Annotated in this window: 11 protein-coding genes; 3 read left to right on the top strand and 8 right to left on the bottom strand. The window is 40.4% G+C overall.

All coding sequences use genetic code 11. The annotated features are described in order from the left end of the window. Window positions 1-4: 4 nt before the first annotated feature. The 5 genes from CSB87_RS18905 to CSB87_RS18885 are packed head-to-tail and all read right to left on the bottom strand — an operon-like array spanning window position 5 to window position 5,754. Window positions 5-790, bottom strand: coding sequence for an acetoin reductase (locus tag CSB87_RS18905; protein WP_004708900.1), 786 nt, complete (start codon window positions 788-790; stop codon window positions 5-7). Between the two features lie 26 nt (window positions 791-816). Continuing rightward, window positions 817-2,220 carry a dihydrolipoyl dehydrogenase gene (gene lpdA, locus CSB87_RS18900; RefSeq protein WP_004887334.1) on the bottom strand — a complete coding sequence of 468 codons (1,404 nt, stop codon included), beginning with the start codon at window positions 2,218-2,220 and terminating at the stop codon, window positions 817-819. 10 nt (window positions 2,221-2,230) lie between these two features. Continuing rightward, on the bottom strand, window positions 2,231-3,757 hold the full coding sequence (locus tag CSB87_RS18895; protein WP_004887335.1) for a 2-oxo acid dehydrogenase subunit E2: 1,527 nt from the start codon (window positions 3,755-3,757) through the stop codon (window positions 2,231-2,233). 1 nt (window position 3,758) lies between these two features. After that, complete coding sequence (locus CSB87_RS18890) at window positions 3,759-4,778, bottom strand: alpha-ketoacid dehydrogenase subunit beta (protein WP_004887337.1); 1,020 nt, start codon at window positions 4,776-4,778, stop codon at window positions 3,759-3,761. Window positions 4,779-4,791: 13 nt separating this feature from the next. Beyond that, the gene (locus CSB87_RS18885; protein ID WP_001177517.1) at window positions 4,792-5,754 is read right to left on the bottom strand and encodes a thiamine pyrophosphate-dependent dehydrogenase E1 component subunit alpha; all 963 of its coding nucleotides are present in this window, start codon (window positions 5,752-5,754) and stop codon (window positions 4,792-4,794) included. 362 nt (window positions 5,755-6,116) lie between these two features. Here CSB87_RS18885 and lipA point away from each other — a divergent pair, with 362 nt between their 5' ends. Both lipA and CSB87_RS18875 read left to right on the top strand, forming a co-directional pair. Then, window positions 6,117-7,103 (top strand): lipoyl synthase, encoded by a 987-nt coding sequence (lipA, locus tag CSB87_RS18880; RefSeq protein ID WP_004887339.1) that lies wholly within the window; start codon window positions 6,117-6,119, stop codon window positions 7,101-7,103. 157 nt (window positions 7,104-7,260) lie between these two features. Then, window positions 7,261-8,400 carry a helix-turn-helix domain-containing protein gene (locus CSB87_RS18875; RefSeq protein WP_004887341.1) on the top strand — a complete coding sequence of 380 codons (1,140 nt, stop codon included), beginning with the start codon at window positions 7,261-7,263 and terminating at the stop codon, window positions 8,398-8,400. 47 nt (window positions 8,401-8,447) lie between these two features. Here the strand turns inward: CSB87_RS18875 and CSB87_RS18870 are convergent, their stop codons facing one another. Continuing rightward, complete coding sequence (locus tag CSB87_RS18870) at window positions 8,448-9,200, bottom strand: TenA family transcriptional regulator (RefSeq protein ID WP_004887343.1); 753 nt, start codon at window positions 9,198-9,200, stop codon at window positions 8,448-8,450. 320 nt (window positions 9,201-9,520) lie between these two features. On the opposite strand from CSB87_RS18870, the gene CSB87_RS18865 reads away from it, so the two are divergent. Further along, entirely contained in the window at window positions 9,521-10,750 is a 1,230-nt protein-coding gene (locus tag CSB87_RS18865) for a GGDEF domain-containing protein (RefSeq protein WP_106105128.1), read from the top strand. A gap of 96 nt (window positions 10,751-10,846) precedes the next feature. On the opposite strand, the gene aroC is transcribed toward CSB87_RS18865, so the two are convergent. Both aroC and prmB read right to left on the bottom strand, forming a co-directional pair. Continuing rightward, window positions 10,847-11,938: a chorismate synthase gene (gene aroC, locus CSB87_RS18860; RefSeq protein WP_004887346.1), complete on the bottom strand. Its 1,092-nt coding sequence runs from the start codon at window positions 11,936-11,938 to the stop codon at window positions 10,847-10,849. A gap of 12 nt (window positions 11,939-11,950) precedes the next feature. Beyond that, window positions 11,951-12,955: a 50S ribosomal protein L3 N(5)-glutamine methyltransferase gene (prmB, locus tag CSB87_RS18855; RefSeq protein ID WP_004887348.1), complete on the bottom strand. Its 1,005-nt coding sequence runs from the start codon at window positions 12,953-12,955 to the stop codon at window positions 11,951-11,953. Between the last annotated feature and the right edge of the window lie 31 nt (window positions 12,956-12,986).

The following is a 12,986-nucleotide window of genomic DNA, read 5'->3' as shown; positions in this document are numbered from 1 at the left end:
TGTTTTAGCGATAGACAATTCCGCCGTCCGTTAAAATGGATTGACCCGTAATATAGTCCGAATCTTCACTTGCCAGAAAAGCAACTAATGCGGCTACATCGTCTGGTGTTTGGGCTCTACCTAAAGCAATACCTTCCACATATTTTTTATAAGTTTCACCTATAGCGGCACCGGTAATTTCAGCAAAACGTTTATCAATTTCAACCCACATGTCAGTTCCGACAATTCCGGGGCAATATCCATTTACCGTAATACCGTGACTGGCATATTCTTTTGCCGCGGCTTGGGTAAGTGCTCGTACCGCAAATTTAGTTGCCGAGTAAATACCGAGTAAAGCAAACCCGTCGTGGCCTGCAATTGAGCAAGCATTAATGATTTTACCTTTATGTTGCCGCTGCTTAAATTTTGTAGCAGCAGCCTGTATGCCCCACAGCACTCCACCAATATTAATATCAACAATTTTTTGAAATTCGTCAGGTGTGACATCAGCAATCGCTTGGACTTGTGCAATTCCAGCGTTATTAATCATGACATCAAACCCACCAAGAGTCTGCTCAGCATGATTTATAGCGGCATACACTTGCTCGCGGTCACTTACATCAGCAATAAATGTGCTCGCATTTACATCTAAAGCCTGAATTTCCTGCTGCACATCGTTTAGTCGATCTTGTTTCATATCCACTAATGCAATATGTGCCCCTTCTTGCGCCAAGCGCAGGGCAATCCCACGGCCAATGCCTTGAGCTGCCCCAGTTACTAAAGCGACTTTATTTTTTAATCCCTTAACCATGTTCAACTCCTGTAAATATAGAATTTCTACATATGAATTGCTCGTTGCATTGAAGCCAAAATGGATTCATGCATGGCTTCTGATAATGTTGGATGCGGGAAAATCACTTGAGCTAAACTTTCATCAGTTGCTTCTAGGTATTTGGCAATCGCAAATCCTTGGATATGTTCGGTCACTTCATGGCCGACCATATGTGCACCAAGTAATTCACCCGTCTCTGCATGTACCACCGTTTTAACGAAACCTGACGCATCTCCAATTGCCAAAGCTTTGCCATTTGCAGTTAAAGAAAATTTGCCGATTCGTACAGGTAAGTTCTGAGCTTTTGCTACATTTTCTGTTAAACCAATGCTCGCTACTTGTGGATGAGTAAAAATACAACCCGGAATCTGGCTACGATCGAGTGAATGGACGTTTGCTACACCAGCAATTTTCTCGACACATATCATGGCTTCATGACTTGCTTTATGGGCAAGACACGGTGCACCAGCCACATCACCAATCGCATAAAGCCCTGCTACGTTGGTTTTACAATAGTCATCAATTGCCACAAAACCTTGTGGATTGAGTTCTACACCTAAACGTTCTAGTCCTAGCCCCGTGGTATTCGGCTGTACACCAATTGCCGAAAGTACACGCTCAAAAACAAGCGTTTGAACATCATTTGCCGTTTCAACCACACAGTGAACTTGACCATTTTCAATTTGAATACTTTGAACGACAGCATCGGTTAAGACTTTCATTCCTTTTTGTTCAAATTGTTTTCTGACAAATTGGGCAACTTCTGCATCTTCGGTTGGTAAAATCTGCTTGGCTAAATCAATAAGGGTGACCTGACATCCTAAATCTTGATAAAGGCTAGCAAACTCACTACCAATTGCACCTGAACCTACAACCAGCAAACTTTTCGGTAACTGCTCTGGAACAAGCGCTTCTTTATAGCTCCAGACATATGTTCCATCGACAGGAAGCTGAGGAACATGTCGAGCTTTAGCTCCGGTTGCCAAAATGATATGTGGTGCACTCAAATCCTGACTATTACCTTGAGCATCTGTCACTTCAAGTTTTTCTTTTGCCGTAAGCTGAGCACGACCATTAAACACGGTCACCTGATTCTTTTTAAGCAAGTAATCGATGCCTTGTACTAATTGAGCTGACACTTGTCGGCTATGTTGCACAAGCTTTTGAATATCAAAATCGAGTTGGGATACCTGAAAACCAAACTGTCCGGCATGTTTAAACTGGGTTGCGAGCTCTGCCCCTGCAAGCAAAGCTTTGGTTGGAATACAGCCCCAATTTAGACAAATTCCGCCTAAATGTTGCTCTTCTACAATTGCGGTTTTTAACCCGAGCTGGGCTGCACGAATTGCAGCCACATACCCACCCGGTCCCGCGCCAATCACAATTAAATCAAATTGAGCTTCTGACATGGGGGTTCTCCTACACCAAAATTAAAGCAGGGTTTTCAACAAACTGCTTAAAGCTGGCCAAGAATTTCGCCCCAACTGCGCCATCAATGACTCGGTGATCGCATGACAATGTCGCTGTGACAATCTCACGAACCACTACATTGCCATTTTCAACAACAGCACGTGATTCAGAAGCACCTAATGCCATAATTGCACCTTGCGGTGGGTTGATAATGGCATCGAACTGTTTAATGCCTAACATTCCTAAATTTGAAATGCTAAAGCTGCCACCCTGAAACTCGTCAGGTTGTAACTTGCCAGTCTTGGCACGCGTTGCCAAATCACGCATGTCATCGGAAATCTGTGCTAAAGACTTCTGATTTGCTGCTTTTACAATGGGTGTAATTAAACCGTTTGGAATCGCTACAGCCACCGAAATATCCGCTTGAGAGAACTGTAAAATTGATTGAGTCGCCTCATCAAATTGAACATTCACCTCAGGTACTTTAATCAGTGCCGCCGCCGCTGCCTTAATTAGCATGTCATTAATCGAAAGTTTCACTTGTGGAACAGTCTCATTAATCTGCTTACGTAGTTTTTGCAAAGCCTCTACGTTAAGATCGACCACTAAGCGGAAATGCGGTGCGTTACGTTTTGCAGCCTGTAACCGTGAAGCAATTGCTTTCCGCATCCCATTCATCGCCACAGTAGTAATGGTCGATTGTGGTTGAGCTACACATTGCACAGGTTGTTCATTTACCGATGTTGGGTTATTACGATAGTAAACTGCCTCAACATCTTCTTTACAGACACGGCCACGAGTACCTGAAACACGGCAATCATTTAGGTTAATGCCCCATTGTTTTGCTAAACGGCGTGCTACAGGTGTCGCTAAAACTTGGCTATCATCGGCCGTAGATTTAACCACTTTAGCTTGAGTTTGCTGCTTAACATCAGGCCATTGACCACCAGCAGCCTGTACAGCCTTCTGGATGTCTTGAATACTAATACGTCCTTCACGACCAGAACCTGTGACTTTTGCCAAGTTTACATTGTGTTTTTCTGCAAGCTTCAAGGCATGCGGCGTTGCAAACAACTCATTAGATGTTTGATAACCTTGTAATGACTCTGGTACAGCGTAGTCATCTTTCGCTACCTTTGCAGGAGCTGAAGCACTAGCTGCTACAGTCTGTGGTTGTTCTGCTTTTTCAGCAACAGGTGCAGATGTTTCCGCTTTATTTTGCTCCGAAGGTGCTTGAGCTGCTGAACCACCTAGTGATGCGATAAACTTTTCAATTTCTGCATCAGAAACTTGGCTTTCAGCACATACGGCAATAAGACCACCAACAGGTAAAGTATCACCATCTTTTGCTAAAATTTTACGGAGCGTTCCAGCAAAAGGCGCTTCTAACACATTGACGATTTTTGTGGTTTCAATTTCACAAATTTCATCGCCTTTATTAAAGCTATCCCCCTCTTTAATCAACCATTGGGCGATCGTGCCTTCTTCCATGGATAATCCCCATTTCGGGATCTCCAGCGTTTTAATTTCGCTCATCCTAAGCCTCCAATGTTTTTCGCACAGCTTGCTCAATACGCTCTATACTTGGAATCCATTCTTTTTCTAAAACTGGAGAGAATGGAACAGGCGTATGTGGTGGCGTTACGAGTTCAACAGGTGCTTTCAAATAGTGAAAACCTTTTTGGGCGATCAGGGCAGCAACATCATGACCAAAGCCACAGCGTGCTGCTGATTCATCCACAATAACCACACGCCCAGTCGATGCGACAGACTCTAAAATTCCTTCTTCATCTAGAGGTGAAATTGTTCGAGGATCTACGACTTCAACCGAAATACCACCTTTTGCCAGTTTGTCTGCAACCTCATTGGCACGGTGTACCATCAGGCCTAAAGCAATAATGGTTACATCTGTCCCTTCACGGGTGTAATTTGCTATACCAAAAGGAATGGTATAGGCATCATCTGGAACTTCGCCTTTAATGTCATAGAGCATTTTATGTTCACAGAACACTACAGGGTCATCATCACGAATAGCCTGAATTAACAGCCCTTTCACATCATATGGGCTAGATGGAACTACAACTTTTAAGCCCGGAACCGCAGCAAATACGTTATACGGTGACTGAGAATGCTGAGCTGCTGCAGAGAAACCCGCGCCGATCATGCCACGTACAACCATGGGTGCTTTTGCTTTTCCACCGAACATATAACGGAATTTAGCGGCTTGGTTATAGAGCATGTCATGACACACGCCGTAGAAATCCATAAACATTAAATCGGCAACAGGACGTAAACCTGTTGCAGCAGCACCAGCGGCCATACCGATAATTGCAGACTCGGTAATTGGCGTATCAATAACACGTTCCGAACCAAATTCTGTCCATAAACCTTTGGTTACGCCCAATACACCACCGAAACCTTCTAACTGGTTTTCTTCAGTGTTTTTACCACCGTGCCCACCGCGAACATCTTCACCAACAACAAATACGGTTGGATCACGGCGCATTTCTGATTCAATGGCTTCTTTAATTGCATTACGAAAACTTTTATTTGGCATCTTTACTATTCCTTTAGTAAGAGACATAGACGTCAGTAAGGAGTTGTTCTGGTTTCGGATATGCCGCAGCACGAGCTTTTGCAACAGCATCATCAACATTTGCCTTTGAAGCTGCATCAATCTCGTCTAGTTTGGCTTCATCAATTTTGCCTTTGACTTTCTCACGGAAAATTTTCAAAGGATCTTTATTTTCTTTGATGAACTCGACTTCTTCTTTAGAACGTATCAAGCCAGGGTCACCTTCGAAGTGGCCATAAAAACGGTTTGTGATGGTTTCAATCACGCTTGGACCTTCACCACGGCGCGCGCGTTCAATGGCAGTTTGAGCGGCTTCATAGACAGCAAAGAAGTCTGTACCGTCAACTTTAACTGCCGGTAAACCAAAGCCTGCTGCACGGCCAGCAATGTCTTTGCTTCCTACCGCGTAATCATGACCAGTACCTTCGCCAAAGCCGTTATTTTCAAAAACGAAAATTACTGGAAGTTTAAGAACAACAGCCATGTTCATCGCTTCAAAAGTAAGGCCTTGGTTTGAGCCGCCGTCACCTGTAAAAGACAGTCCGACGCCACCAGTCTTTAAGGTTTTTGCTGTCAAAGCTGCACCAATTGCTAAAGGAGGTCCACCACCCACAATCCCGTTGGCACCGAGCATACCTTTATCTAAGTCGGCAATATGCATAGAACCACCTTTTCCACGGCACAGCCCGTCATCTTTACCGAAAATTTCCAGCATCATGGCGTGAATGTCACAGCCTTTTGCAATACAGTGTCCATGTCCACGATGTGTTGAAGTGATATAGTCTTTGTCGGTTAAGTTCTCGCAAATCCCGACTGCTACAGCTTCTTCTCCGCTATATAAGTGAATAAAGCCTGGAATATCACCATTGGTATTTTCTTCATGAAGTCGATCTTCAAATTCACGAATATCACGCATGCGTTTATATGCTGCGAGTAATTGCTCTTCCGTTAATTGCATATCCTTTTCCTTTATTATCTTGATTATTAAAAATCAACCAAGTTTCAGCGAGAGTTATATATTTCGCTACAAATAATAAAGCTCAATTTAATTTAATATGCTATTAGACTAAAAAGTTTTAAATGATTTTTGTAGCTATTATTTTTTATTTTTCACAAACTTAACTAGCAAAAATAAAATTAAAAAATTTTAATTCATTTCATATGTTTATAAAACAAACCTTTAACCAACCTTTATTAATTTATAATATTTGCTGTGCACTATACGCATTAATAAAATCTTTATTTTTTGTTTATATAAATAAGGTTTTATTATAAACAGTCTAGTTGAAAATTAATTTAATATAAAATGGAATTTTATATATGGACTTAAAAAGGCAAATAGAAACAGGTATTAAATTGAAAGGAATAGATAAAGTTTCTCGTATTCCTATTAAAATTTTACCTACCGAAGAATTACCTAAAAAACCTGAATGGATTCGAGCAAAAATAACTGATTTCGAAGAAATTCAACGTATCAAAAATTTATTACGCCAACAAAAGCTACATAGTGTTTGTGAAGAAGCCGCATGTCCAAATCTACCTGAATGTTTTGGTGGTGGTACGGCAACCTTTATGATTATGGGTGATATTTGTACAAGACGTTGTCCTTTCTGCGATGTAGCACATGGTCGTCCAATGCCTTTAGATGAAAATGAACCTAAACATCTAGCTGAGACGGTCGCTAATCTAAACTTAAAATATGTAGTCATTACCTCTGTAGATCGTGATGATCTACACGATGGTGGCGCAGCACATTTTGTGAAGTGTATTGAAGAAATCAGAAACCATTGTCCAGACACGCTAATTGAAATTTTAGTTCCAGACTTTCGTGGCCGTCTAGAAACAGCACTCTCTACATTAAGCTTATCACCACCCGATGTGTTTAATCATAATATTGAGACAGTGCCACGTTTATATAAAGCGATGCGTCCCGGTTCGGACTATCAGCATTCATTAAATTTATTAAAACGTTTTAAAAAATACTGTCCAGATATCAAAACTAAATGTGGCCTAATGGTAGGGTTAGGGGAAATTGAAGCTGAGGTTATTGCTCTACTCAATGATTTAAAAGATCATGATGTAGATTTAGTGACTATTGGACAATATTTACAGCCCTCTAAATCACATGCCCCTATTCACCGGTTTGTGAATTTACAAGAATTTGAAAGATACACACAGCATGGCAAGCGTTTAGGCTTTAAAAATATCTGGAGTGCACCAATGGTCCGTTCTAGCTATTTTGCCGATCGGCAATATTTCGGTGAACCTGCACCAAAGCCATTTTCAAGAGAGGACGTTTTGTCATAGGACGAGGCGAAATAACAAAACTTACCCAATAGGATAATAGTCAAACTGTTTAAAATTATTTAAGGTAAATGAAATAACGAGGAAATAGTCACAATAAGAAAGCTAAACCTGTTGAGCGGCCACGGATACGCCATTTCAACGATAAAGGAACTTCGATATGGATATGTCAAAACAATTATTATTGCCTTCTACAGATAACCTTCCGTCTTTCTTTAGACCGGAAACAATCTCGGAAACACCTTGTTTAGGAAAAAAGCCGTCACTCGATCTAGATGCGGCTCCTATATTTGATCTAGATCAGGAATGGCAACATTCCTTATTTGGTCGTTCAATCCAAGAGTGCCATAGAAATTTGATGCATATTGCTGAAGATGCAGATATGGCAATTGGGGTGACTGACCCTCATGGTACTTTACTCTGGACATGGAGTAGTATACCTATGCGTTCATCTGCTGAACAAGTTCATTTTGTTGAAGGTGGACAATGGTCAACTCAAGCAGTTGGTCAAAATGCAATTGGTCTTGCCCTGAATACACATTCAGCAAGCTGTGTTTATTCACATGAAAACCAGATGAACAGCGTTAGAGATTGGGTATGTTATGCAGCGCCTATCACCGATGCAAACACAGGTCAGTTTTATGGCATTATGAACTTATCAACTAAATACCAAAAGCATAACTCACTTGGAATTTTAGCGGTTGAGCGCTGTGCAGATATTGTAAAACAAGCCATTCAACTTCATCAAAAGAACATTTTATATATTAAAGCGCTAGGCACACCTAAAGTTCAATACAATCAACATGGCTTAACACTCACGCAGCGCCAAATCGAAATTTTATGTCTTCTTGCTTTATGCCCGGAAGGCATAAACCTAGAAGAGCTTCACTATGCCTTATATGGCGATCGGCCAGTGAGTACCACTACACTAAAAGCCGAGCTTTCACAGCTTCGAAACCTGATTCCCGATGTGATCGAGTCACGACCATATAGACTTAACTGTGAAATTCAATGTGACTTTCTTATGGCTGAGCAAGCACTAAACTTAGGTTTTACTGCCACCACTTTGACACTGTATAGAGGTAGTTTTTTAGCCAAATCAGAAAGCCCATTTTTGTGTGCTTGGAGAGATTGCTTTGATGCCCGCTTGAGTCATGTTATCTATCAAATTGATGATGTAGACCAACTATTACGTGTGGTTAGCCGCGTTCCTGACCGTGTTGATGCCGTTGAACGCTTACTTGAGCTTCTGCCTGAAGAAACGCCTTATCGGGCAAAGCTCTTAAAATTGCTTGAATAAAATAAAAGGGAGAATATCTAACAATATTCTCCCTCTTTTAAATGAAATTAAGCGGAGGCTTGAAGCTGTACCCTATAGCAATCATCTAAAGCTAGTTCATAATAACGTAACCCTTCTTCAGCAGCATGAAATGCTTTTTGCTGCCAATCAGGTCGGTCATTCGACAACCGCTTAATCAACTCCATGGCTTCATAAGGATGTAAATCATCATAATGAGCATGAGCACGCAACCATGCTAAAGAGCGTTTATCAATAGTGACCTCAGGATGATCTGTATAAGCGTGGATACCTTTATAAACTTGAATAGACCAATCACCTGTCGCCCATTCAATTGCCAAATTGGTCGCAGCCAAACATTCAGCCAAGTTACCGCGATGACTCATATTCCATAAAAAGTGATTCACAGCATTCATTGCAGCTGGGGGGCGCACGCTATCAAGCTGTTCTACAGTTAATCCAAAACCTTTAGCCCAATCACGATACCACTGTAAATGGCGCTCTTCGACCTTAATATTTTGAATTAACCAGTCTCGTGTTTCTGTTACACCTGGTTCTGCAAAAGCAGTCGCCTTAGCTAATGCACCAGCCATATATGACGGGAAATGTGCAACCAGTGGATAGAAATTAAGTAAAGCATAACGGAAACTTTCTAGGCTCAATCCCCCATTGGCCATTTCAGTAAAAAACGGATGTTTACTCACCCGCTCCTTAACCGGTAAAAGATCATCCCAAAACCGCTGAGACCATTCATTATGCGCTGTAATTTCTAAACTCATTCCATATTGATTTAAAGCAGTCATTGCTAATTTTCCTATTTATATGACAGCAATCATCTGTACTTCACGGCTATAAGTCTATCCGAAAATGATAAAGATACAATCTTTAATCGACCATTAGTAATTTTTTCTCAAAGGTTTTGAATCTTTAGATAATTGTGACGCTAATCATTGAAATGTCGTGATTTTTATCACAATAAGGACCTATAAAAATCATTACTTTTTTAAAAAATCTGTATTATTATTTTGAATAAACCACACAATATATAACCAATATTTTTAGATGGAACTTTAATAAAACAAGTCGCATTTTATGCCAACTTCCAATATAGAGAGCATTAATTATGAAGTTGCAAGGTTCCAATATATTGGGACAGGAACAAATAGATTTATTAACCACACGCGGATTAAATTTCGTATGGTTTCCAAAGCAACTTGAAACGATCTATCGTTTTCAATATCAAAATGGTGCGGCCTATGAGTTTCGCTATAGAGCACCTATTATTTTAATATTATATTTATTTTTAAGCTTTGGTATATACCAAGTCTTACCAACCGACCAAGTTTTATCCTGGTTAAGCTATTATTCTTGGGTAGGTATAATTGTTTTAATTGCATGGATTTTATCGTTTATTAAAAAATTAAATCAGTGGTTTGATTATTATGTCGGAATTGGCTCTGCTTCCGCTGTCGCTATCACCTTTATTTTAATTAACGTTTTAGAAAATGGCCAAGATAATGTACTTTTTCATGCAGCAATGATGTATGCGATTGTGATTATCTACGGTGCGGTAGGTATGCGCTTTTATACTGCAATCATTGCAGGATGGGTCGGCGGTTTGGTTGGTATTTTAGTCAGTACTTATGTGAAAGGTGACATAGATTGGACCTTTTTGAACCGCACATATACGTTTAGTAGTTTCTTAGGAATGACACTTGCGTATGCTACAGACCGTCAGCACCGAGAAAACTATTTACAAAACTGTATGATTGAACTCAACCGTATTGAACTCATGCAACAAGCGCAGCAGTTGTCTTTACTTTCACAGCAAGATGCTTTAACTGGACTTGCTAACCGACGTTATCTCGATGAAACACTAGACAATGAATGGCGCCGTGCGCTGAGTCATGAAACACCACTTACTATTATGATGGTGGATATCGACTTCTTTAAACCCTATAACGATACCTTAGGACATCTTAAAGGCGATCAGTGCTTAAAAGATATTGCGACTGCAATTTCTTCAATTGCTGCTCGTAGTGGAGATTTAGTTGCCCGTTATGGTGGTGAAGAATTTTTACTTCTCTTCCCTATGACCAATGCACAACAAGCTCAAATTCAAGTCGAAAGATTAATGAACGCAATTAAAAAAATTGCCATTGTTCATCCATGTAGTAGCGTTTCACCATATGTAACCATTAGTGTGGGTGTGGCAACCACAATTCCACGTTTAAATGATTCAATTTCTGCCTTTGTTAGCCGCGCAGACCATGCACTATATCAAGCAAAAACAAATGGTCGTAATCAGTATCAAATTGCTGTAAATCAAGAACAAATTGTAGATTTAACTTAATTATTAATAGGTCTTTTAATTAAAAAAATTGCGCTCAATAACAATAAAAAAGCCACATACTTTGAGTTATGTGGCTTTTTTACATCAACCAAGTATCTATGATTCAATTGGCGCAAATGGCGGAACAACATCTGCATTTTGAGCACGATTTCGTAAGAAATGGTCCATTAAAACAATTGCTAACATTGCTTCAGCAATTGGAGTTGCTCGAACACCTACGCACGGGTCATGACGGCCTTTAGTTAATACATCAGTATCTTCACGATTTAAGTTAATCGTTTTACCTGGAGTAGTAATACTTGCTGTTGGTTTTAGTGCAATCGCCACACGAATGGTTTGACCACTTGAGATACCGCCCAAAATACCACCAGCATGATTTGCCAAGAAGCCATGACTCGTCAATTCATCACGTGTTTCATGACCAAACTGACCTGCTACAGCAAAACCATCACCGATTTCAACGCCTTTAACCGCATTAATACTCATCATGGCATGTGCAATATCAGCATCTAAACGGTCAAAAACAGGCTCGCCCCAACCAACAGGAACTTTCTCGGCTAAGATTTCTAGCTTAGCACCACAGCTTGTACCTTGTTCACGTAAAGACGTAACCAATGCTTCAAAACGAGGAACAGCATCTACATCGCCACAGAAAAACGGATTATTTGGAACTTCATTCCAATCTAGTTTTTCAGCAACTTCGTTACCAATTTGAGTGACATGACCACGAATCAAGACACCAAATTTTTCTGCTAAATATTTCTTCGCAATAGCACCAGCTGCAACACGCATAGCAGTTTCACGAGCACTTGAACGACCACCACCACGATAATCACGGAAACCATACTTTTGTGTATAAGTATAATCCGCGTGACCCGGTCTAAAGGTTTGCGCAATATTCCCGTAATCTTTCGATTTTTGGTCAGTATTACGAATGAGTAAACCAATTGGTGTACCTGTGGTTTTACCTTCAAATACCCCTGAAATGATTTCAACTTGATCAGGTTCTTTACGCTGGGTAGCAAATTTCGATGTACCAGGCTTACGGCGATCCAAATCTATTTGCAGATCTTCTTCAGTCAATGCAAGACCTGGTGGCACTCCATCAACAATTGCCATTAAACCAACACCATGCGATTCACCGCATGTGGTTACACGAAAGAGTTGTCCAATAGTGTTCCCTGCCATACGTACAACTCCTTAAGCTTGTTCTGCAAATAATTTTCTATAACGACGACATTGCTCAGCAGTTAAAGCAAAAATACCTGAACCACCTTTTTGGAAAGTAAGCCAGTTAAACTCAACAGTATTGAAGTTCTGACGCATAGCCCATTCAGAGTTACCGACTTCAATTACGATTAAACCATCTTCTGTTAAATAATCTGCTGCTTGAGCAAGCATTTTACGAACTAAATCTAAACCATCTTGTCCTGCTGCTAATGCAAGTTCAGGCTCATGCAAAAACTCTTCTGGTAAGTCAGCCATATCTTCGGCATCAACGTACGGCGGGTTACTTACGATTAAATCGTACTGATTTTCAGCTGGAATCTTGGCAAACAAGTCAGATTCAAGTAACGCAACTTGATATTGCTTATTGTGATGTTCAACATTAATCGAAGCTACTTCTAAAGCTTCTTTAGAAATGTCTGTTGCATCTACTTCTGCATCTGGATAAGCATAAGCTAAAGCTACTGCAATACAGCCAGAACCTGTACACATATCTAAAATACGTTGCGGTGTCTTAGGCTTGGTATTTTCTGGTAAGTTGTTAAGTGCTTCACGCATTTGACCATTTTCATCTAAGCAATATGGTGCAAAACGTTGCTCAATTAATTCTGCAATTGGTGAACGAGGAATAAGCACACGCTCATCCACATAAAATGGCTTATTGAAGAAGTAAGCTAAATTTAATAAATAAGAAGTTGGAATACGCTCATTAATACGACGCTCCAACAAGCTTAAGAATTCTGCTTTTTCACTTGGTAAAAGTTTAGCATCTAAAATCTCTGAGTCTGCTGACCATTCAAGAGATAAGGTTTGTAAAACTAATGCAGAGCTTTCTGCAAAATAATCTTCAGTGCCTTGTCCTAAATGTGCATCATGTTGACGTAATGCTGATACCCCAAAACGAATAAAATCTCGAATTGTTGATAAATTTTCAGCAGCTTCCTGTAAATGTTCAGGGCTAATCGTCGGTCGCTCCACTTAGGCGTCTCCAAAGGCAAATTTTGCAAAG

The organism is Acinetobacter sp. AR_0276 (genome assembly GCF_003000705.1).
GTDB classification, from domain to species: Bacteria; Pseudomonadota; Gammaproteobacteria; order Pseudomonadales; family Moraxellaceae; genus Acinetobacter; species Acinetobacter nosocomialis.
The sequence above is the reverse complement of the archived record's forward strand: the minus strand, read 5'-3'. Positions and strand labels throughout refer to the sequence as shown.